General features: G+C 62.4%; 18 protein-coding genes and 1 pseudogene. 7 read left to right on the top strand and 12 right to left on the bottom strand.

All coding sequences use genetic code 11. The features are described 5' to 3' along the window. Window positions 1-165: 165 nt before the first annotated feature. Together AB7M25_RS08600 and AB7M25_RS08595 are read right to left on the bottom strand one after the other, a co-directional pair. The gene (locus tag AB7M25_RS08600; protein WP_003226812.1) at window positions 166-459 is read right to left on the bottom strand and encodes a hypothetical protein; all 294 of its coding nucleotides are present in this window, start codon (window positions 457-459) and stop codon (window positions 166-168) included. A gap of 56 nt (window positions 460-515) precedes the next feature. After that, window positions 516-1,121 carry an arylesterase gene (locus AB7M25_RS08595; protein WP_429388099.1) on the bottom strand — a complete coding sequence of 202 codons (606 nt, stop codon included), beginning with the start codon at window positions 1,119-1,121 and terminating at the stop codon, window positions 516-518. A gap of 10 nt (window positions 1,122-1,131) precedes the next feature. On the opposite strand from AB7M25_RS08595, the gene AB7M25_RS08590 reads away from it, so the two are divergent. Genes AB7M25_RS08590 through greB form a run of 3 tightly spaced genes read left to right on the top strand, consistent with a single transcriptional unit; the run spans window position 1,132 to window position 4,851 of the window. Then, on the top strand, window positions 1,132-1,815 hold the full coding sequence (locus tag AB7M25_RS08590) for an ABC transporter ATP-binding protein (RefSeq protein ID WP_429388102.1): 684 nt from the start codon (window positions 1,132-1,134) through the stop codon (window positions 1,813-1,815). Next, entirely contained in the window at window positions 1,815-4,319 is a 2,505-nt protein-coding gene (locus tag AB7M25_RS08585; protein WP_429388105.1) for an ABC transporter permease, read from the top strand. The genes AB7M25_RS08590 and AB7M25_RS08585 overlap by 1 nt, the downstream gene beginning before the upstream one ends. A gap of 34 nt (window positions 4,320-4,353) precedes the next feature. Next, window positions 4,354-4,851 (top strand): transcription elongation factor GreB, encoded by a 498-nt coding sequence (greB, locus tag AB7M25_RS08580; RefSeq protein WP_007973570.1) that lies wholly within the window; start codon window positions 4,354-4,356, stop codon window positions 4,849-4,851. 3 nt (window positions 4,852-4,854) lie between these two features. Here the strand turns inward: greB and AB7M25_RS08575 are convergent, their stop codons facing one another. The 3 genes from AB7M25_RS08575 to AB7M25_RS08565 form a co-directional block, all read right to left on the bottom strand. Continuing rightward, window positions 4,855-5,163, bottom strand: a complete 309-nt coding sequence (locus tag AB7M25_RS08575) for a hypothetical protein (RefSeq protein WP_008001428.1) — start codon at window positions 5,161-5,163, stop codon at window positions 4,855-4,857. A gap of 248 nt (window positions 5,164-5,411) precedes the next feature. Beyond that, window positions 5,412-5,846, bottom strand: coding sequence for a DoxX family protein (locus tag AB7M25_RS08570; RefSeq protein WP_104448931.1), 435 nt, complete (start codon window positions 5,844-5,846; stop codon window positions 5,412-5,414). 103 nt (window positions 5,847-5,949) lie between these two features. Then, the gene (locus AB7M25_RS08565) at window positions 5,950-7,371 is read right to left on the bottom strand and encodes an MltF family protein (RefSeq protein ID WP_429388110.1); all 1,422 of its coding nucleotides are present in this window, start codon (window positions 7,369-7,371) and stop codon (window positions 5,950-5,952) included. Between the two features lie 224 nt (window positions 7,372-7,595). On the opposite strand from AB7M25_RS08565, the gene AB7M25_RS08560 reads away from it, so the two are divergent. From AB7M25_RS08560 to AB7M25_RS08550, 3 genes are all read left to right on the top strand, one after another. Then, window positions 7,596-8,405: a TatD family hydrolase gene (locus AB7M25_RS08560; RefSeq protein WP_429388113.1), complete on the top strand. Its 810-nt coding sequence runs from the start codon at window positions 7,596-7,598 to the stop codon at window positions 8,403-8,405. 113 nt (window positions 8,406-8,518) lie between these two features. After that, window positions 8,519-10,000, top strand: a complete 1,482-nt coding sequence (locus tag AB7M25_RS08555; protein ID WP_429388115.1) for a methyl-accepting chemotaxis protein — start codon at window positions 8,519-8,521, stop codon at window positions 9,998-10,000. 202 nt (window positions 10,001-10,202) lie between these two features. Then, on the top strand, window positions 10,203-10,568 hold the full coding sequence (locus AB7M25_RS08550) for a terminase (RefSeq protein WP_429388118.1): 366 nt from the start codon (window positions 10,203-10,205) through the stop codon (window positions 10,566-10,568). Here the strand turns inward: AB7M25_RS08550 and AB7M25_RS08545 are convergent, their stop codons facing one another. The 3 genes from AB7M25_RS08545 to AB7M25_RS08535 form a co-directional block, all read right to left on the bottom strand. After that, on the bottom strand, window positions 10,569-11,366 hold the full coding sequence (locus AB7M25_RS08545; RefSeq protein ID WP_429388121.1) for an acyl-CoA thioesterase: 798 nt from the start codon (window positions 11,364-11,366) through the stop codon (window positions 10,569-10,571). It lies immediately after the preceding gene. Between the two features lie 233 nt (window positions 11,367-11,599). Further along, window positions 11,600-12,358, bottom strand: coding sequence for a CHAD domain-containing protein (locus AB7M25_RS08540; protein ID WP_429388123.1), 759 nt, complete (start codon window positions 12,356-12,358; stop codon window positions 11,600-11,602). 130 nt (window positions 12,359-12,488) lie between these two features. Further along, window positions 12,489-12,767, bottom strand: a complete 279-nt coding sequence (locus AB7M25_RS08535; RefSeq protein ID WP_007973587.1) for a hypothetical protein — start codon at window positions 12,765-12,767, stop codon at window positions 12,489-12,491. A 221-nt stretch (window positions 12,768-12,988) separates the two neighbouring features. Here AB7M25_RS08535 and AB7M25_RS08530 point away from each other — a divergent pair. Further along, window positions 12,989-14,027, top strand: a pseudogene (locus AB7M25_RS08530) (patatin-like phospholipase family protein). 171 nt (window positions 14,028-14,198) lie between these two features. Here the strand turns inward: AB7M25_RS08530 and AB7M25_RS08525 are convergent. The 4 genes from AB7M25_RS08525 to kdpB form a co-directional block, all read right to left on the bottom strand. After that, window positions 14,199-14,888, bottom strand: coding sequence for a response regulator (locus tag AB7M25_RS08525; RefSeq protein WP_429388129.1), 690 nt, complete (start codon window positions 14,886-14,888; stop codon window positions 14,199-14,201). 48 nt (window positions 14,889-14,936) lie between these two features. Then, window positions 14,937-17,588, bottom strand: a complete 2,652-nt coding sequence (locus AB7M25_RS08520; RefSeq protein ID WP_429388131.1) for an ATP-binding protein — start codon at window positions 17,586-17,588, stop codon at window positions 14,937-14,939. Between the two features lie 131 nt (window positions 17,589-17,719). Next, the gene (gene kdpC / locus AB7M25_RS08515; protein ID WP_429388134.1) at window positions 17,720-18,265 is read right to left on the bottom strand and encodes a potassium-transporting ATPase subunit KdpC; all 546 of its coding nucleotides are present in this window, start codon (window positions 18,263-18,265) and stop codon (window positions 17,720-17,722) included. A 185-nt stretch (window positions 18,266-18,450) separates the two neighbouring features. Beyond that, window positions 18,451-20,508, bottom strand: a complete 2,058-nt coding sequence (gene kdpB / locus AB7M25_RS08510) for a potassium-transporting ATPase subunit KdpB (RefSeq protein ID WP_454237162.1) — start codon at window positions 20,506-20,508, stop codon at window positions 18,451-18,453. Window positions 20,509-20,517: the final 9 nt, after the last annotated feature.

The raw sequence follows: 20,517 nt of genomic DNA, 5'->3' as shown, positions 1-20,517 counted from the left end.
GGCCGTACGTAAGGGGCGAGCGTTTTTTGCTTACTTTTTTAGGCGCTTGTAAAAAAGTGAGTCGCCGTAAGGGCGAAACCGCCAGCCGCCGTTACCGAAGAAACGGATATATACACGGTCAACAAAAGACAGGTCGGCTATCAGGCCGCCTCGACTCCCGGCGGATCAAAGCTCAAACCGCAACTCAGGCCAGATCGGCGACGTCCCCCGCTTCTGCGACTCAAGAATGGCCCGGCACAACGAACACAGCCGCTGATCCTGAAACACCCGGCGATCAACACTCGACCAGCGCGGTTGCGCCGGCAACAGGCTCCCGCACAGGGTCCGGTCCGCCGAGCCGCCCAACTCCAGCTGACGGGTCACCAGATGCACCCGCACTTCCTGGCAGGCGAACAGATCCAGCTGTTCGTCAGGCTCGATCAGTTGATAGGCAAAGAGTGACCAGGCGGGACGCGGCATCGGGGGCTCCAAATCGGGGGCGCCACCTTAGCCGAAAGCCTGCGTCTAGAAAAGTGTCATAACAGCGGTTTTAGAGTAGGCCAGACATTTTCCAGCAACTTGTCCTGGGCCCCGGCCGCCGGGTGTATGCCGTCGGCCTGCATCAACTCCGCATGACCGCCCACGCCGTCGAGGAAAAACGGCACCAGCGGGATCTTTTTCTCATCGGCCAGGTTGCTGTAGACCTCGGTGAACGCCTTGGTGTAACGCGCACCGTAATTGGGTGGCAATTGCATGCCGAGCAACAGCACCTTGGCACCGCTGGCCCGGGAGCTGTCGATCATCGAGGCAAGATTTTGTTGCAATTGAGTTGGCAGCAAACCGCGCAGGCCGTCATTACCCCCCAACTCGAGGATCACCAGTTCCGGTTTATGCTCTGCAAGCAGCGCGGGCAGGCGCGCCCGGCCTCCGGCACTGGTGTCGCCACTGATGGACGCATTGATCACTTTGTCGTCGAAACCTTCGCGCCTGAGCCGCTGTTCAAGCAGCGACACCCACCCCAGCCGGGTATCCAGCCCGAAACCGGCGCTGATACTATCGCCAACGATCAGGACTGTACCCGCCGCTGCGTTTTGGGCCATGCACATCAAGGCCAGGCCAGCACTCAAAAACCAGACACGCATCGGACTCTCCATGGGCGCAAGCATTCTCATCGCGAAGGACCTTAGCAAAGTGGTTCCCAGCGCGGAAGGTGAACTGACCATCCTGCACGAACTCAGCCTGGAACTGAACCAGGGCGACAGCCTGGCCATCGTCGGCGCTTCCGGTTCCGGCAAATCCACACTGCTGGGCCTGCTCGCCGGTCTCGACCTGCCGAGCAGCGGCGAAGTCACCCTGGCCGGGCAAGCCCTGAGCAACCTCGATGAAGACCAGCGTGCGCGTATCCGCGCCGAACACGTGGGTTTTGTCTTTCAATCGTTTCAGTTGCTCGACAGCCTCAATGCCCTGGAAAACGTCATGCTGCCGCTGGAGCTCGATGGCCGCAAAGACGCCCGCGAACGCGCCACCGAATTGCTGCAACGGGTAGGACTCGGCCAGCGCCTGACGCATTCGCCGCGCCAGCTCTCCGGCGGCGAGCAACAACGCGTGGCAATTGCCCGCGCGTTTGCCGCCGAACCCGATGTGCTGTTCGCCGACGAACCGACCGGCAACCTCGACAGCCACACCGGCGAGCGCATCAGCGACTTGCTGTTCGAACTCAACAAGGAACGCGGCACGACCCTGGTGCTGGTGACCCACGATGAACGCCTGGCCCATCGGTGCCGGCGCCTGATCCGTCTTGAAGCCGGCCTGCTGGTCGCCCCTGTGGAGCCTTGATGGCACGCCTGCCGCTGTTGCGCCTGTTCAGTCTCGCCATCCGCCAATTGCTGCGCGATGCCCGCGCCGGTGAATTGCGCGTATTGTTTTTTGCCTTGCTGGTGGCCGTGGCCGCGAGCACTGCCATTGGCTATTTCGGCGCCCGCCTGAATGGCGCCATGATGTTGCGCGCCACTGAGTTTCTCGGTGCCGACCTGCTCCTCGAAGGCAGTTCGCCCGCACGCCCCGAACAGATAAGAAGCGGCACAGACCTGGGACTGCAACATGCGCAAGTGGTGGAGTTTTCCAGCGTTATCGCCACAGACAACGGCATCCAGTTGTCCAGCATCAAGGCGGCCGATGACACCTACCCGCTACGCGGCGAACTGAAAAGCGCGCCCGCCCCGTTCGCCACGGAAAGCGCCGGTGGCGGACCGCAACCCGGTGAAGCCTGGGTCGAGGCCCGCCTGCTGACCGCCCTGGACCTGAAAATCGGCGACAGCATCGATGTCGGCATGAAAACCTTGAAACTGGCGCGGGTGCTGACGTACGAACCCGACCGCGCCGGCAATTTCTACAGCCTGACGCCGCGGGTGCTGATCAATCTCGGCGACCTTGCGGCAACCGGCGTGGTGCAACCCGGTAGCCGGGTCAGCTATCGCGAATTATGGCGAGGCAATGCCCAGGCACTCGAGACGTATCGGCAATTGATCAAACCGGGTCTCGCCGCCAACCAGCGCTTGCAGGATGCCCGTGACGGCAACCGGCAGATCGGCGGCGCCCTGGGCAAGGCCGAACGCTACCTGAACATGGCCAGTCTGGTGGCGGTGTTGCTGTCCGGCGTGGCGGTGGCGTTGTCGGCGACCCGCTTCGCCACCCGCCGCTTCGATGCCAGTGCCTTGCTGCGCTGCCTCGGACTGTCGCGCCGGGAAACCCTGGTGTTGTTCAGCCTGCAACTGACCGTGCTCGGGCTGCTGGCCAGCATCAGCGGTGCCCTCCTCGGCTGGCTTGCACAGCTGGGGTTGTTTGCCCTGCTGCACGACTTGCTGCCGACCGACGTACCTCCGGGCGGACTGTTTCCAGCCGTCGCCGGGATCGGCACCGGGCTGGTGGCCCTGGCCGGTTTCGCCTTGCCGCCCCTGGCGGCTCTGGGCCGGGTTCCGCCATTGCGCGTGCTGCGCCGGGACATGCTGCCGATCCCTTCCAGCACCTGGATGGTCTACGGAGCAGCGCTGGGCGCCCTCGCCCTGATCATGTGGCGCCTGAGCCTGGACCTGGTGCTGACCTTTGCCCTGCTCGGCGGCGGCGTGATTGCAGCCCTGGTGCTGGGCGGTTTGTTGCTGCTGCTGTTGAAGAGTCTGCGGCGCTTGCTCGCGCGTGCGTCCTTGCCCTGGCGCCTGGGACTCGGGCAATTGCTGCGTCATCCGCTCGCTGCCGCTGGCCAGTCCCTGGCGTTCGGCCTGATCCTGCTGTCGATGGCGCTGATTGCGCTGCTGCGCGGTGAATTGCTGGATACCTGGCAGAACCAGTTGCCGAAAAACGCCCCCAATTACTTCGCCCTGAACATCCTGCCTGCGGATAAACAGGCCTTCACCGATCACCTGATCGCCGTGTCGGCAAAATCGGCACCCTTGTACCCGGTGGTGCCGGGGCGCTTGATCAGCATCAACGGCGAACCGGTGCAGCAGATCGTCACCAAAGAATCGGCCGGGGACCGGGCAATCCAGCGCGACCTGAGCCTGACCTGGGCGGCGGACCTGCCGGCGGGCAACAAGCTCACGGCGGGCAATTGGTGGAACGAACAAACGCCAGACGATGTTCCCGGCGTGTCGGTGGAAGGCAAGGTCGCTGAAAGCCTGAAACTCAAGCTCGGCGACCACCTGGTCTTCAGCGTGGGCGGGGTCAATCGCGAGGCGAAAGTCACCAGCCTGCGGGAGATCAACTGGGACAACTTCCAACCGAACTTTTTCATGATCTTCCAGCCCGGCACCCTCAAGGATCTGCCGGCGACTTACCTGACCAGTTTCTATCTGGCAGCGGGACATGACCAACAGATCGTCGACCTGTCCAGAGCGTTCCCGGCGGTGACGATCCTGCAGGTCGAAGCCTTGCTTGAGCAATTGCGCAGCATCCTCGCCCAGGTCACCCTGGCGGTGGAGTACGTGTTGTTGTTTGTGTTGGCCGCGGGGATGGCGGTGCTGTTTTCCGGCCTGCAGGCGACGTTGGACGAACGCATTCGCCAGGGCGCGCTGCTGCGTGCGCTGGGGGCCGAACGGCAATTGCTGGTCAAGGCGCGGCGCATCGAGTTCGGTTTGCTGGGGGCGGTCAGCGGTTTGCTGGCGGCATTGGGCTCGGAACTGGTGAGCCTGGTGCTCTACCGCTATGCCTTTGACCTGCCGTGGCATCCGCATCCATGGCTGTTGCTGCTGCCACTGCTGGGCGCGGTGCTGATCGGCGGTGCCGGGGTGTTCGGCACCCGTCGGGCATTGAACGCCAGCCCGCTGACAGTCCTGCGCGAGGGTTGATAGACTCCAGCCGTCTCCACCACAAGAAGTCGCCATGAGCCGTTACCGCCCTCCCCGCACCGCCGGCACCGCGCTGATCACCCCCGAGGGTGAAGCGCGGATGCGCGCCGAATTCCATGAACTGTGGCATGTGCGTCGGCCCCAGGTGACCCAGGCTGTCAGCGAAGCCGCGGCACAGGGTGACCGCTCGGAGAACGCCGAGTACACCTACGGCAAAAAGATGCTGCGAGAGATCGACAGCCGCGTGCGTTTTCTCACCAAACGCCTGGAAGCGCTCAAGGTTGTCAGCGAAAAACCCAGCGATCCGAACAAGGTCTATTTCGGCGCCTGGGTCACAATCGAGGACGAGGATGGCAAAGAGTCGCGCTACCGCATTGTCGGACCGGATGAACTGGACCTCAAACAAGGCCTGATCAGCATTGACTCGCCATTGGCCCGAGCCCTGATCGGCAAGGCACTGGACGCCGAAGTCCGGGTCCAGACACCGACCGGTGAGCAGTGTGTTTATATCGTGGCGATCGACTACCCGTGACGTTCAACGGCGGGTGATCAGCCCTTGCCGGGCAACGCGGGTCAGTTGCCTGATCACCTCGGGAGCGTCCTCGAGGCTGGGGGATTGAATCACTGCCAGATCAAAACTGTCGTCGGCGAAACGCGCGAGCGACTCACCGTCTTCGACAAACTGGATCAGAAAGGCAGCGGGACCGCCGGTACGACGTGGCCAGCCATCGAGATAACGCAAGAGCGTCGGCTGATGTTTGCCGCCAAGCAGGATTTTTGGATTGCGCTGGGTGAGATGTGCCGTGATCGGCGCGGGACGTACAACCGGGTTTAGTGCATTCATTGTGTCGTGTCTCTGCCTCAAAAGTCTGCATGGCAGGTGAGAGGCAACACCGAACCAGCGCTTTAGCGGTATTTCGAAGCCTGTTCCGGCTTCTATCGGCAACTGAATGAGTCACCTGGCGCCCCGCAAGTAGCTGTTTAAATCGGCGCATGAGCAACATCCTAGAGAAGCTGGCTGGACAGTGTCAAGAATGACGCTCAACAAAAAAGGCCCGCACGATGCGGGCCTTTTTTGTTGAGCCAGAGCGGTCAACCGGCGATGACACGGTCCGCCGAGAGTTTGCCTGCACCTTCGATCAATACCGCGATACTGCCACCGAGCAGGGCCAGGGCGAATTCATAACCGTTGTTGGCCATGAACAGTCCGTTGCTGATGTGCACCGTGAAAATCGCAACCAGTGACAGGAAGATCAGGCCCAATGCAGCCGGGCGAACCAGCAAGCCGATGATCAGCGCCAGGCCGGCGAAGAATTCGGTGCCGCCCGCCAGTGCCGCCATCAAGTAACCCGGCGTCAGCCCGAGGCTTTCCATGTACTGCGCGGTTCCGGCCAGACCATAACCACCGAATGCCCCGAAGAGTTTTTGCGAGCCGTGAGCGGCGAAAACGATGCCGACCACGATGCGCAGAACGGTCAGGCCGTAGCCGGCGCGGGTAAACAGTACCTTGTTGATCAGAGTGCTCATGCTGGTTCAATCCTTGTCAGTGTGTGTGGGTTGGGCGCCATATTAATCAACAAATCACATGTTAAAAGCGGAAAAAACCCACCATTACAATCAGATTAGTTGATCATTTGCGAGAGACAACCTTTTGTCCCTGAGGCTCCAACGACTCCCGCTCCCGGTCGAACGCCAGGTAATACTTGTTCACGCTATTAACATAGCTGACAGGTCCCATACCCACCTGCTCCATGGCCACGCGTTCGACCTGGAAGAACCACTGGTTGGGATTCAGTCCTCGCCGCCGGGCTTCGGTGCGCATGCCCTGAACCCGCTCCGGCCCTATGTTGTAGGCAGCCAGCACGAAGGCCATGCGTTCGCGCTCGTTGAGTTTCGGGCTGGCAAAGAACTTGCGCCGAATCATCGCCAGGTACTTGGCCCCGGCCTGCACATTGCCGTCCATGTCCTGAATATTGCTGACCCCCACCCGCTGCGCCGCAGAAGGCGTGATCTGCATCAGGCCGGTCGGGCTCCCGCCACTGCGGGCGGTGGGCTGCAACGCTGACTCCTTGAAGGCCAGCGCCGCCAGGTTCAGCCAGTCCATGCCCTGGGCATCCGCGTGTTTCTGCAGCACCGGGCGCAGTTTTTCCAGGCGCTGCCGGTCCGCCTTGGCCAGTGGATAGTGCACTTGATAGAGACGACGATAGATGCGCAGGAATGCAGCGTCCTGATCCGATGGTTTTTTGTAGACGGTGAGGAAGCGATCAATGCTGGCCCGCAGCATCGACGCATCGCGGCGCACGAACCAGAACTCTTCGCCCGGCTCACTGATGACGACCTGCTTGTCGAAACGCAGCTTGGGCAGGATCTTGCCCCAGCGTTCGGCAATCGGCTGCTCGACGATGGTCAGGTGAAAGATTCCGCCCTGGACCATCTCCAGTACGTCCTCGACGGCAAGGCTCGGATCGACCCACTCGATGTTGACCGGTGGCAGTTTGTGCAGGGCGAGCTTTTGATTGATCTGGCTGATGGCATCCCCGGCGGCGCTGCCGGCGGGTAGCGCCAGGGTCTTGCCGGAGAGCTGTTCAAGCCGGGTGTAGCGGCGTTCGCCCTTGATACCCACCAGGACCAACGGGATATTGCTGGCAATCGGCTCACTGGTGCTGACGGCGAAGCCCGGTTGCAGGTCGAGCAACTCGCCTGGCGCCACCAGATCGCCCTCCCCGCGCTGCAAGGCGCCAAGCAGTTGATCCTTGGCCTTGGGAATGATCTTGAGGGTGATTTCCTGACCGTCACGGGCGTGACCGTTGAGGTATTGCTCGAACGCTCTCAGGCGATGGTATTCGACCCCGATCGCCTGCCCCTGGACTTCGCCGGAACTGTTGCGACTCTGGTTGACCAGCACCCGCAGCACACGACTGCTGCGGATCTGCGCAAGGTCGCGCACCTCGCTGGCCGGTACGGCTTGCAGCGGCCCGGGCAGACGCGCGACCGCCGTCATCGGCAGTAGCAGCGAACAACACAGCAGTAGCAAAACCGAGGGACGAATCATCCACTCTCCGGAAAGAATATGAGGCCGCTTCAATGTAGCGCGGCGACAAAAACAGGGCGCCCAAGGCGCTGACAACGTGCGAAAGACTGGCACAATGATGGCAAAACTACCAACCCAGCCAGGCCCGCGGCTCAAGAGACAGCGTTAACCCGTTGTAGTTCTTGGCTTTTCTTATAAATCCACGGCTCTGATATGCTTTCCGGCCTTTGGGCCGAGGTAGCACCATGCAACTCATCGATATCGGCGTCAACCTGACCAACGCCAGTTTTGCCGACAAACACCAGGCCGTACTCGACCGCGCCTACGCGGCCGGCGTGTGCCAACTGGTGCTGACGGGCACCAGTGTCGAAGGCAGTGAACAGGCCCTTGAGCTGTGCCGGCAATTGGACGCAAGCAATCAACGCCTGTTCGCCACCGCCGGTATTCACCCTCACTGCGCCAGCGACTGGAACGCCGACAGCGCCCGCCGTCTGCGCAGCTTGCTCAACGAGCCGAATGTGGTGGCCGTGGGCGAGTGCGGACTGGATTTCAACCGTGATTTCTCGCCACGCCCGCAGCAGGAAAAGGTCCTCGAAGAACATCTGGCCATGGCCGTCGAATTGCAGCTGCCGGTTTTTCTGCACGAACGTGACGCCAGCCAGCGTTTGCTGGAAATCCTGCGCGACTTCCGCGACCAATTGCCGGCCGCAGTGGTGCACTGTTTCACCGGGGAGCAGAAGGCGCTGTTCAGCTACCTCGACCTGGACCTGCACATCGGCATTACCGGCTGGATCTGCGACGAGCGCCGGGGCACGCATTTGCATCCGCTGGTCAAGGAGATCAAGCGCGGACGCCTGATGCTCGAAAGCGATGCACCGTACCTGCTGCCGCGCAGCCTGCGCCCCAAGCCGAAAAACGGGCGAAACGAGCCGGCGTACCTGACCGAAGTATTGCGCGAAGTGGCACTGCATCGCGGGGAAAGCCAGGAGGATCTGGCGGCGCACACCACTGCGTGCGCACGCGCGTTCTACGGCTTGCCATCAATCCCCCTGTAACCACAATTCCCCTGTGGAGCTGGCCCTTGATCTGCATCAAGAACCAGCCACCTGAGTAGCGGCACAATAATGGCACCTTGCCAAAACTGTTTCCGCTATCAGAGAAGACCTCCATGGGTGCCTGGCTTAGCAATATCTCGCTGAAATACAAATTCTGGGCGGTCAACGCCGTCGCGTTCGTCACCACCCTGTTGTTGGTGCTGTACGCGGTGCAGCTTGAGCAGCAGGCCCGCAGTCACGCGTCCCAGGCTTCGGCCCAGGCCCAGGCGCGATTGCTCCAAGCCTGGCCCGCCGGGCAACCGCTGCCCCACACCGACAACCTGCTGGCGTTCAGCCGCGGGCAAGCCCCCATGCTCAATGAGCGCCCCGTGCCAGAACTGGCCGACGCCAATGGCTGGGTCGAGATCAACCCGATGCCATTGTTCGGTGACAACCCGTTGATGGGCGCCGAAGTGTTCGCACGCGCCGACGGGCAGCGGGTCGCCGTGATCGCCCATGGTCCAAGCCTGAGCCAGGTATTCAGCGAGCGCTTCGCCCACTACGCGGTGGCAGTGTTCATCCTGATGCTGGCCATGCTCGGCGCATCGCAGTTGTTGATCCGCTTCCTGCTCAGCCAGCTCAACACCTTGAAGGACGTCATGTTGCACGTGGAGAAAACCGGTGACCTGTCGGCCCGCGTGCCATTGGCTTGCAGCGACGAAGTCGGCCAGATGGCCAACGCCTTCAACGCCATGCAGGCCGGATATCAACGGGTAGTCAACACCGTCGCCAGCACCGCCCGGCAACTGGACACCGGCGCTGCGCGGCTGGCGGCGAGCATGAATGAAGTGCGCCACGGCATGCTCGGTCAGCAAAGCGAAACCGACCAGGCAGCCACCGCAATCAATGAAATGACCGCCACGGTCTATCACATCGCCCAGCACGCGGGCGCCACCCGTGACCTTTCGCAATCGGCCGATACCCTGGCCGGTAGTGGGCAGGAAGTGGTGACGCGGGTGCAGCGCTCGATTGCCGGGCTGTCCACCGGCGTGCAGCAGACCGCCGAGATGATTCAACGCCTGGCCGAGGACAGCCAGAAGATCAACGGCGTGGTCAACGTGATTCACAGCATCGCCGAACAGACCAACCTGCTGGCGCTCAACGCCGCCATCGAAGCGGCCCGGGCCGGCGAGATGGGGCGCGGCTTTGCGGTCGTCGCCGATGAAGTACGCAACCTGGCCAAACGCGTGCAAGCCTCCACGGATGAAATCACGATCATGGTGTCAGCGTTGCAGGCCGGGACGCGGGACGCCGTGGATTTCATGCAAGAGAGCTCGTTCAAGGCCGATGACTGCGTACGACAAGCGCAAGAGGCCGGCGCGGCCCTGGCCGAAATCACCGGCGCAGTGGCACAGATGCGTGAAAGCAACACGCAGATCGCCGTGGCGGCCGAGCAGCAGAGCCAGGTGGCGGAGGAGATGAACCGGGCGGTGGTGAGCATCCGTGACGTGACTGAGAACACGGTGCAGCAGACGGTGACTTCGGCGACCACCAGCAATGAGCTGGCGGCATTGGCCGGGGAGTTGAGCAAGGCGATAGGTCAGCTGAAACTTTGAGGGCCTCATCGCGGGCAAGCCCGCTCCTACAGGGAAACGCGATTCACTGTAGGAGCGGGCTTGCTCGCGAAGGCGTCAGAACTGGCAGCATCAATTCCAGTCATGGCACCTATCAAGCCAATAGCCAGCCTTGATTCGCCGCCGGCATTGACCGGGCCTATTCTTCATCACATGTGTTCAACATGGATCGAGGATCAGCATCATGGGCAAACGTCACCCCAACCTTCCCACCTGGCAATGGCGAGCGTACCCGAACAATCATCAGCACCCGACCAATCTGGTGTTGCACCTGATCGCTGTGCCGCTGTTCATCGTGGCGTTTCTGCTGATCGTATCCGGGGTGTTCAGCCTGAGCCTGGCGAACATCGCCATTGGCGTGATCGGCGTGATTGCGGCGCTGGCCCTGCAACGCCACGGCCACAGCATGGAGACGCAAGCCGCCGAGCCGTTCAGTGACCGCAAGGATGCGATATCGCGGCTGTTGGTCGAGCAGTTTCTGACCTTTCCGCGGTTCTTCCTCAGCGGTGGCTGGTGGCGCGCCTGGCGTGAGCGCCACCGCCGTCACTGATCAGGCGAACACCGTCACCGTCTGCCGGCTCATGGCGATCAACCGGCCATCGGCGCTCCACATTTTGGCCGCGGCATGCCCGTAGCCGTCCGCGGCGTGCTCGGTCTCGACGAGGTATTTGCACCAGTCCAGGGTGGTCAATTCCAGCAGCGGTTGTACGAACTCGATGGTCCAGGTCAGCGTGCTGCCCATCGCCGGCTTCTTCAAAAACGGCATCAGGGCCGGCGGCCAGGCGTCCACCAGTGCGAGGATATGCGCCTCGCTGATGGCCTCTTCCTTGACATCGCCGCGCAAGCGCACCCAACCTCCCATTTGCCGCGATGTGCTACCGCTGAACGGCAGCCCGCCTACACTCCAGCGCATCGCCAGGTGCCGCATGAACTCCGGGATGACGCCTTCGACAAAAGGCAATTCCTGACACTCGTCCCAGTGCTTCATTTCAGGTGCCGGTTCAGCGGCCACGGCCACCACCGAAGGGCGTGAAGCGCCGAAACTGCCCTGGATCAACGTCACCACCTGGCCCTTCTGCATCACCCGGCCCAACACCTGACTGACCGCCTTGCCTTCGCGCAATACGTCGACCTCAAAGCTGACTGGAACCTCGGGCTCAACCGGGCCGACAAAGGTGATCGCCAATGAGCGCACCGGGCGATCCGCTGGCACCCGGGCACGCATGGCTTCGTACTGCAGCGCCGCCACCAAGCCACCGAAGCTGGCGCGCCCCTGAGCCCAGGAGGCCGGAATGGACAGTTCCAGCGGCTGGCTACGGACAGCGTCAAGCAGTTCGGAAAAACGCATGAAAACCTCAGGGATCGGAAAAAGATGAGGGAATCTTAACCATCTGGCGAGATGGATACATCGCCTATTCCGGACAAATTGACTGACAGATAAGTCGCGCAGGTTTCATGTCGAACATAAACCCCCTGTGGGAGCGGGCTTGCTCGCGAAGACGGTTTGTCAGTCACCAACAATGTCCGGGCTGATGGCCTCTTCGCGAGCAAGCCCGCTCCCACATTTGTTCGGTGGGGGTTTCAGGATTTGAAACAATCGCGACTGAGCTTTTCCAGCACCCGGTCCGCACGGTTTTCTGCCTCGGCCATGGTGGTTGTCCAGACCGCGACACAGGGCTGCAAATCCGCCTCCTGCTCAGCCATGGCCAGCCATTGCACGCAATCGTGCCAGCCACCCAGTGCGCCCTGGGCTGATTTCAATCGGGGCATGGCCGCTTTCGGCAAACGGTCCAACTCGGGGTAAGCGTCGATGCCATAGCGTACGCGCTTGATCAGCAGGCGTAGCCGATGACGGTCGTGGGCTGGGTCGTGCAGTGCTTCGTCGAGTTTTTTCCACTGTTTGCCCAGGCGTTTTTCGATGCGCTTGCGCAGGCCCTTGAGCAATCCCTGGCGCTGGGCAGCTCGCAGAAAACGCGGAAACGCATCGAGAACGATCAGCAACTGCGCGAGCTCGGGACTGGCCGCCACGGCCGGATAGGCTTCGGCCATTTGCGCCATGCGCCACTGTGCAGCTTGGGGTTGACCGTGCTGAAACAGGTACGCCGCCATCACTTCGCGATCACGCAACGGCGTGGTCAGGTCGCCCACCCGTGAGGCGGCCGCCTCCAGTTGTTCGACACCGGGCAGCCCGCGCAAAGGCCGCAACAGGCTGCGTAACCGACGCATGGTTGTGCGCAGATCGTGTAAAGCTTCAGGGTCAGTCCGCTCTTTCAAGCGGGCCTGACAGGCCAGCAGACGAACTTCCAGGCCCAGGACATGAGCCACCAGCCGATCGATCATGGGGGTTACTCCGTAGACAACGCCCTACATCTGTAGGAGCTGGCTTGCCAGCGATGGCGACATCAGGTCGCATAATGTTCAACGGCCTATCGCCGGCAAGCCGGCTGCTCCTACAGGACTAGCAGAGTTTTTAACGCCCCGCGCGCGATTCACGAATATAGAAACGAGCCTTCTCGGCTTTCCTGGTGCAGCCTTCGAACCCTTCGAATTGCTGCTGGGTCTTGGCCGCGGTCAGCAGCGACAGGGCCTTGGAGTAGCTGACAGTCCCGGCGAAACCTTCGGCCTTGGCCAGGTCCAGTTCATGCCATGCCGCATCCAGGTTACTACCGCAACTGTCGCGGTAGGCGGTTTTGCCGGCACAACCGGCGAGCGCCAAGGCAATCAATGGCACGCAGATCCAGGCTTTCATCACTTACTCCTCAAAGATAGGTCAACAGTCATGCAGGTAAGACGGTGTGGCACCTGAAAAGTGCCGTTGGTCCGCTGTGCGAACTATAGCGCTGACCAGAACAACCCTGTGCCGCCATGGAGTGTCGAAAATACGACGCTCTTGCCCCATCGAACGACCATGACGATTGAAGCATGACCCTCGATGGGTGCATTGTTGAAGCATTCAAACGAGGGCGATTCATGAAAAAGCGTGTCGCACTGGTATTGGGCTCGGGTGGAGCCCGGGGTTACGCACATATTGGGGTCATCGAAGAGATCGAGCGGCGCGGCTATGACATCGCCTGTATCGCCGGTTGCTCCATGGGCGCGGTGGTGGGCGGGATCTACGCCGCCGGCAAACTCAATGAATACCGCGACTGGATCGAGAGCCTGGATTACCTCGACGTGTTGCGCCTGGTGGACGTGAGTTTTCGTCTGGGGGCGATTCGTGGCGAGAAGGTGTTCGGGCAGATTCGCAAGATCGTCGGCGAAATCAACATCGAAGACTTGCGCATCCCCTATACCGCCGTTGCCGCCGACCTGACCAACCAGCAGGAAATCTGGTTCCAGGAAGGTTGCCTGCACCAGGCGATGCGTGCCTCGGCAGCGATTCCCAGCCTGTTCACCCCGGTGATGCAGGGCAACCGCATGCTGGTCGATGGCGGCATTCTCAACCCGCCTGCCGATCGTGCCGGTGGTGTCGAGCCATTGCGACCTGATCATCGCGGTCAACCTCAACTCCACCAACCAGCGCCACTACCAATTGCCGGTGATCCAGCGCCCCGCCGCGTTCAAGACCCGCTTCGACAACCTGATCAGCTCAGTCGGCTCGAAGTTGCCGTTCCGGCGTAAACAGGCGGAACAATTGTTGATCCTCGAGCAGGAAGCGTTGAAAGCCGAAGGTGCGGATTTCAACCCGTGGATCGAGTCCGCCGAACCCGAAGCACAGCAACCCGCTGCTGCTCCGGAAGCCAGTGGCGCGCCCAGCTCCGCCACCGGTTCGTTCATCATCGACAACGTCGGGCCGGCGTCCTTGCTCGACTTGATCAACCAGAGTTTCGAGGTGATGCAGACGTCGCTGGCGCAATACAAGATTGCCGGGTATCCGCCGGACATCCTGATCAACGTGCCCAAGCGCGTGTGCCGGTTTTTCGAGTTCTACAAGGCGCCGGAGCTGATCGCGCTGGGACGGGAGATTGCGCGGGATACGCTGGATCGGTATGAGAATGAGCAGAATTGAAAGTCTGAAAGTTCTCGGGTGACTACCAGGGCCACTTCGCGGGCAAGCCCGCTCCCACAGGGCTCGCGTCGTCCACAAAATTTGTGACCGACGGGGTAACTGTGGGAGCGGCGGTGCGGCGATCCGACTTGCCCGCGAAGTGGCCCTGATAGTCACCACAAAATTTCAAAATTACTCACTCAACAACCGATACCCCACCCCTGCTTCGGTCACGATGAACCTTGGCTGGGTCGGGTCATCCGCCAGTTTCTGGCGCAAATGCCCGACCACGATGCGCAGGTAGTGAGTGTCTTCGGTGTGCGTCGGCCCCCAGATGTCCTTGAGCAATTGCTGCTGGGTGATCACCCGCCCGGGATGCCGCGCCAGTTGCGCCAGCACGGCGTATTCCTTGCGAGTCAACGCGACTTCGACACCGTCGAGCAACACCCGGCGATACGCCAGGTCGACCGTCAAAGGACCGAAGCTCAGTGCCGCTGGCTGGGCTTCGCCCACGGGCGCCTGGCGCAGCAATGCACGAATCCGCGCCAGGAATTCCTGGATGCCGAACGGCTTGGTCACGTAGTCATTGGCGCCGCCATCCAGGGCCTCGACTTTCTGCCCTTCACCGGCGCGCACGGAGAGCACCAGCACCGGTACCGTCGACCACTCGCGAAAATCGCGCAATACCTGTTGGCCGTCCATGTCCGGCAAGCCGAGGTCGAGCACCAGCAAGTCCGGTTTGTTCAATGCAGCTTGGGCCAAGCCTTCACTGCCCGTGCCGGCCTCCAGCACTTTGTAGCCTTGGGAAGCGAGGCTGATGCGCAGGAATTTGCGGATCTGCGGTTCGTCGTCGATGACCAGGATGGTCGCGGTCTGGCTCATGGGTTCACATCAACACAAAGAAGTGGCAAGAGAGTAGCGCAAGCAGGATCAGGCTTCACTCTCGTATCCCGGCTGAGCCTGTAGCGGCAGGTGCAACGTGATGCAGGTGCCGCGCCCCTCGATGCCGTCGGCGACGCTGATGCGCCCGCCATGGGCACCGACCATGCCCTGACAGATCGCCAGCCCAAGTCCGGTGCCCTGCCCGCCACGATCACCTCGCGCCGCGGTGTAGAACATGTCGAAAATCTTCGCCCGATCCTCCTCCGGAATCCCCGGGCCTTCATCGCTGACCGAAAAGAACAGCTCACCGTCGTCGGCCCCGGCGCGCAATTGCAAACGCCCGTGGGGCGGCGAAAACCGCGCGGCGTTTTCCAGCACGTTGACCAATGCCTGTTCGATCAGCGCGGCGTGCACATACAACAGCGGTAACTCGGCCGGCACATCGGTACTGACTTGCAGCGGCGCAAGGACTGCACGCAGGCGATTGAGCGCACTGCCGACGATATCGGCCGGTGACACCCAGTCCCGCGCCAGCTTCAGGGCTCCGTGGCCGAGGCGGGTCATGTCGAGCAGATTCTGGATATAACGATCAAGGCGCTCGGCTTCATCGCGGGTGCCTTCGAGCAGTTCACGCCGGTCCTCCAGCGGGATCGCTTCACCCAGGGCCAGCAGGCTATCGATACTGCCGCGCATGGACGTCAGGGGTGTGCGCAAATCGTGGGACACCGAAGCCAGCAAGGCACTGCGCAATTGCTCGGTTTCACCGTGCAGCCGCGCCGCTTCCAGATCATCGGCCAGTTGCGCCCGGGCCAGCGCCTGGGCCAGCGGCTGGCTCAGCGCGGTCAACAAGCGACGGCGCTGGCCGCTCAGGGTCTGGCCTTCCTTGGCGCAAACGCCAAGCAGCGCGAGCGGGCCGTCCTCGACCGATAACGGCCACCACCACCAGCGGCCGAACGGCAAGGTGCCGGTGCCCGCACCTGCCGGTTGATCGTGCTGCCAGGCCCAATCGGCGGCGGCGCGCTCAGCTTCGGTAAACTCCAGCGGGCCACCGGTTTCGACTTTCCAGCCGCTCTGCCCGTCGCGGTTGAGCAGACACAGTTGCACGTCGCTCCAACCGTTGAGGTGCTGGGCGGCCGCACTGACCACGGCCTGGCGGTCGGTGGCGGCCGTCAGTTTGCGTGACAGGTCGAGCAATTCAGTGGTCTCTTCCTGGGTATCGCGCAGTGCCTGCAATTGCCTGCGCTGGCGCGCCGCGAGGTTGCCGGTGAGGGCTGCCATCAGCAGGAAAAACAGCAAGGTCAGCACGTCTTCTTCGCGCTGGATGCTCAAAGAGAAAGTCGGTGGAATGAACAGGAAGTCATAGGTCAGGAACGACAGCGCCGCACAGGCCAGCGCCGGCCCGAGACTGCTGCGCACCGCCACCAGCAACACGGCCGCGAGGAACACCAGTGAAATATTCGGCAGTGCCAGGACACTCGCCACGGCCCAGGCCAAGGCGCTGGCCAGAACCGTCGCGACCACGGCCAACGCGTAGTCGAACCAGACCAGTGGCCCCATCGACCGTTGATGGGGTTGATGCTGTTCGTGATCGCTATCGAGAACGTTGATTTCCAGTCCGCGCGCATTGCGCAGCAGCCGCGCCGCCAACCCGCCACCGAACAGGCGTCGGCGCAATCTCGGCCGGGACTGGCCCACCAGCACCAGGCTGGCGCGACGTTCGGCGGCATGCTGGATCAGGGTTTTCGCCACCTCACCGGCGCGCAGCAACACCACTTCACCGCCCAGGCGTTCGGCCAGTTGCTGGGCGCTCTGCAGACGCAGGCGTGACTGCTCGTCACGCACGCGACCGTTGTCCACGTGCACCAGGCTCCAGGGCAGGTGCCGCCGTTGGGCCACGCGACTGGCATGCCGTACCAGACGCTCGGCCTGGGCATCGCCGTCCACCCCTACCAGCAAACGCCCGCGCACCGCTGGCGCCGCTTGTCCGAGTTGGCGATAGCCCAGGGCCAGATCGTTATCGACCTGAGCCGCTGCGGTTTGCATCGCCAGTTCGCGCAGGGCTGTCAGGTTGGTCTGGGAAAAGAACGCGTCGATGGCCGCCCGCGCCTGCTCCGGCACATAGACTTTGCCGTCGCGCAGGCGCTCGAGCAGTTCCCGTGGCGGCAAGTCGATCAGCAGCAGTTCGTAGGCTTCTTGCAGCACCCAGTCCGGCAAGGTTTCACGGACCTGCACGCCGGTGATGCCACGCACCTGATCGTTGAGGCTTTCCAAGTGCTGGACGTTGACCGTTGTGTAGACATCAATGCCGGCGGCGAGCAGTTCCTGAATGTCCTGCCAGCGTTTTTCGTGACGGCTGCCGGGGGCGTTGGTGTGCGCCAGCTCGTCGACCAGCACCAGCTTCGGTTTGGCTTTGATCAGCCCGTCCAGGTCCATTTCTTCGAGCAACACACCACGGTATTCCGAGCGCACCAACGGCTGCTGCGGCAAGCCGCTGAGCAGTACTTCGGTTTCGGCACGGCCGTGGGTTTCGACGACGCCGGCAATGACCTTCACCCCTTGGCGCAACTGAGTGTGGGCCGCCTGGAGCATGGCGTAGGTCTTGCCGACTCCGGGGGCGGCGCCGAGAAATACCTTGAGCCGGCCACGGCCATCGCGGGGCAGGTCTGCTAACAGCGCGTCGGCGCGGCCGGAATTGCTCATGCTCGGAGTTCTCGTCTTTCAGATGTTGATGTAGTGATTGTCAAACCGTCTTCGCGAGCAAGCCCGCTCCCACAGGAGTACGCATTCCAATTGTGGGGACGGGCTTGCTCGCGAATGGCAGCACCACGGACCTAAAGCTTTTCCAGTGCCAGATTCAACTCAAGCACATTCACCACCGGCGGGCCTACCAATGGCTGCTCGATGTGCGCGTCCAGCAGCTGTTGCAAAGACGCGACCGGCAGGTTGCGCGCCGCCGCGACACGCGCCAGTTGATAGGCAATCGCCGTCGGTGGCAAGTGCGGATCGAGACCGCTGCCCGACGTCGTGACCAGCGCCAACGGCACCGGCCCCTGGCCGGGTACCAGCAACTTGCCGGCTTCGTCGACCACCCGCGTGGCCAGGGCCGGGTTGCTCGGCGACAGGTTGCTGGCGCTGCTCGATACGGTGGCAAAGGCACCGGCCGAAGGACGCGGGTGGAACCAGGCGTCGCCGACGAAATCCTGGGCGATCAGCGAGGAACCGCGGACCTTGCCTTCGGCATCGCGCACCAGGCTGCCGTTGGCTTGATCCGGGAACGCGACCTGGGCCACGCCGGTAACCACCAGTGGATAGGCGACGCCGGTGATCAGCGTCATCAGGACCAGCAGGCTCAGGGCCGGGCGTATCAATGTGGACATTTCAAAATCCTCGAATTGTAGGAGCGAGCTTGCTCGCGAAGAACCGGAGAGCGCCGCGTTTATCCAGACAGAACGCGTTATCGTTAACGTCCATCGCTAGCAAGCTAGCTCCTACAGGGGGTGTCGTTCGCGAGACCTGTAGGAGCCGGCTTGCTGGCGATCGAGCGCGAAGCGCTCGCCATGGGTCAAACCAGATGCAACGCCGTCAACAGCATGTCGATCGCCTTGATGCCCACGAACGGCACCAGGATCCCGCCCAGGCCATAGATCAGCAGATTGCGTCGCAACAGCGCCGCCGCACTCGCCGCCTGCACGCGCACACCGCGCAATGCCAGGGGAATCAGCACCACAATGATCAACGCGTTGAACACGATCGCCGACAGAATCGCACTCTGCGGACTGCTCAAGTGCATCACGTTGAGCACACCCAGTTGCGGGTAGATCGCAGCGAACAGCGCCGGCAGGATCGCGAAGTACTTGGCCACGTCGTTGGCGATGGAAAAGGTCGTCAGCGCACCGCGGGTAACCAGTAACTCCTTGCCGATCTGCACCACGTCCAGCAACTTGGTCGGGTCGCTGTCGAGGTCGACCATGTTGGCCGCTTCACGTGCCGCTTGCGTGCCGTCGTTCATCGCCATGCCGACGTCCGCCTGGGCCAGTGCCGGGGCATCGTTGGCGCCGTCGCCGCACATGGCGACCAGACGCCCGTCGTTTTGCTCGTGACGAATGCGCGCCAGTTTTTTCTCCGGCGTGGCTTCGGCCAGCACGTCATCCACGCCCGCTTCGGCAGCGATGGCGGCGGCGGTCAACGGGTTGTCGCCAGTCACCATGACGGTGCGAATGCCCAGCTTGCGCAACTCGGCGAAACGTTCGCGGATGCCAGGCTTGACCACGTCCTTGAGGTGGATCGCGCCAAGCAACTTGCCGTCGGCGCAAACCAGCAAGGGGGTGCCGCCGCTTTGCGCGATCTTGTCGATTTCGCGGGACAAGGCCGGTGCCAGGTCAGCACGTTTCAGGCCGACGAAGGCCAGCAATGAATCCACCGCACCCTTGCGGTACACACGTCCTTGATAGTCGACACCGGACAAGCGGGTTTCGGCACTGAACGGCACGGCTGTCAGCACGTCGGCGGACGGTTCCGGTTGCGGATGAGTGCCACGCAGGTACTCGACGATCGACTTGCCTTCAGCGGTGTCGTCGGCCAGCGACGCCAGCAACGCGCCTTCGGCCAATTCCTTGCCTGTCACCCCTGGTGCGGCATACACCGCCGAGCAACGACGGTTACCGAAGGTGATGGTGCCGGTCTTGTCCAGCAGCAGGACGTGCACGTCCCCCGCCGCTTCCACCGCACGACCGGACTTGGCGATCACGTTCAGCCGCACCAGACGATCCATGCCAGCGATACCGATGGCCGACAGCAAACCGCCGATGGTGGTCGGAATCAACGTGACCAACAGCGCCACCAGGAACACCAGCGGCAGGCTGCCATTGGCGAAGTGGGCGAACGGTTGCAGGGTGACGACCACCAGCAGGAAGATCAGGGTCAGGCCGATCAGCAGGATGTCGAGCGCCACTTCGTTCGGGGTTTTCTGGCGTTTGGCGCCTTCGACCAGGGCGATCATGCGGTCCAGGGTCGACTCGCCAGGGTTGGCGGTGATCTTCACCAGCAGCCAGTCGGACACCAGCCGTGTATTGCCGGTGACGGCCGAGCGATCGCCGCCGGACTCACGAATCACCGGGGCCGACTCACCGGTAATCGCCGCTTCGTTGACCGCTGCGATGCCTTCGAGCACTTCGCCGTCACCGGGGATCATCTCCCCGGCTTCGACACGCACCACATCACCCTTGCGCAGACTGGTGGCCGGCACCATCTGGAACGAGCCATTGCTGGTTTTGCGCCGGGCGCTGAGGCCTTCGCTACCGGCCTTGAGGCTGTCGGCGCGGGCCTTGCCACGACCTTCGGCCAAAGCTTCGGCGAAGTTGGCGAACAGCACGGTGAACCACAGCCACACGGCAATTTGCACGGCGACGAAGGTCGGTACGGCCGTATCGGGAATGAAGCACAGCACGGTGGTCAGGATCGCGGTCAGTTCGACCACCAGCATCACCGGCGCACGTTGCAATTGCCGTGGGTCGAGCTTGACGAAGGCTTGCACCAGCGCCGGGCGCCAGAGGGCCGAGATCGCGGTTTTCGGTCGTTCCGGCGCCTTGACGGCGACGGTTTTGGATACGGGCATATTCATCTTCAACTT

Source organism: Pseudomonas sp. AP3_22 TE3818, assembly GCF_053628995.1.
Note: the sequence above shows the minus strand (reverse complement) of the source record. Positions and strands in the feature narration are given on the sequence as shown.

Coding starts and splice junctions, on each gene's coding strand:
- AB7M25_RS08600 (WP_003226812.1), bottom strand. CDS start 459: ATGCCGCGTCCCGCCTGGTCACTCTTTGCCTATCAACTGATCGAGCCT.
- AB7M25_RS08595 (WP_429388099.1), bottom strand. CDS start 1,121: ATGCGTGTCTGGTTTTTGAGTGCTGGCCTGGCCTTGATGTGCATGGCC.
- AB7M25_RS08590 (WP_429388102.1), top strand. CDS start 1,132: ATGGGCGCAAGCATTCTCATCGCGAAGGACCTTAGCAAAGTGGTTCCC.
- AB7M25_RS08585 (WP_429388105.1), top strand. CDS start 1,815: ATGGCACGCCTGCCGCTGTTGCGCCTGTTCAGTCTCGCCATCCGCCAA.
- greB (WP_007973570.1), top strand. CDS start 4,354: ATGAGCCGTTACCGCCCTCCCCGCACCGCCGGCACCGCGCTGATCACC.
- AB7M25_RS08575 (WP_008001428.1), bottom strand. CDS start 5,163: ATGAATGCACTAAACCCGGTTGTACGTCCCGCGCCGATCACGGCACAT.
- AB7M25_RS08570 (WP_104448931.1), bottom strand. CDS start 5,846: ATGAGCACTCTGATCAACAAGGTACTGTTTACCCGCGCCGGCTACGGC.
- AB7M25_RS08565 (WP_429388110.1), bottom strand. CDS start 7,371: ATGATTCGTCCCTCGGTTTTGCTACTGCTGTGTTGTTCGCTGCTACTG.
- AB7M25_RS08560 (WP_429388113.1), top strand. CDS start 7,596: ATGCAACTCATCGATATCGGCGTCAACCTGACCAACGCCAGTTTTGCC.
- AB7M25_RS08555 (WP_429388115.1), top strand. CDS start 8,519: ATGGGTGCCTGGCTTAGCAATATCTCGCTGAAATACAAATTCTGGGCG.
- AB7M25_RS08550 (WP_429388118.1), top strand. CDS start 10,203: ATGGGCAAACGTCACCCCAACCTTCCCACCTGGCAATGGCGAGCGTAC.
- AB7M25_RS08545 (WP_429388121.1), bottom strand. CDS start 11,366: ATGCGTTTTTCCGAACTGCTTGACGCTGTCCGTAGCCAGCCGCTGGAA.
- AB7M25_RS08540 (WP_429388123.1), bottom strand. CDS start 12,358: ATGATCGATCGGCTGGTGGCTCATGTCCTGGGCCTGGAAGTTCGTCTG.
- AB7M25_RS08535 (WP_007973587.1), bottom strand. CDS start 12,767: ATGAAAGCCTGGATCTGCGTGCCATTGATTGCCTTGGCGCTCGCCGGT.
- AB7M25_RS08525 (WP_429388129.1), bottom strand. CDS start 14,888: ATGAGCCAGACCGCGACCATCCTGGTCATCGACGACGAACCGCAGATC.
- AB7M25_RS08520 (WP_429388131.1), bottom strand. CDS start 17,588: ATGAGCAATTCCGGCCGCGCCGACGCGCTGTTAGCAGACCTGCCCCGC.
- kdpC (WP_429388134.1), bottom strand. CDS start 18,265: ATGTCCACATTGATACGCCCGGCCCTGAGCCTGCTGGTCCTGATGACG.
- kdpB (WP_454237162.1), bottom strand. CDS start 20,508: ATGAATATGCCCGTATCCAAAACCGTCGCCGTCAAGGCGCCGGAACGA.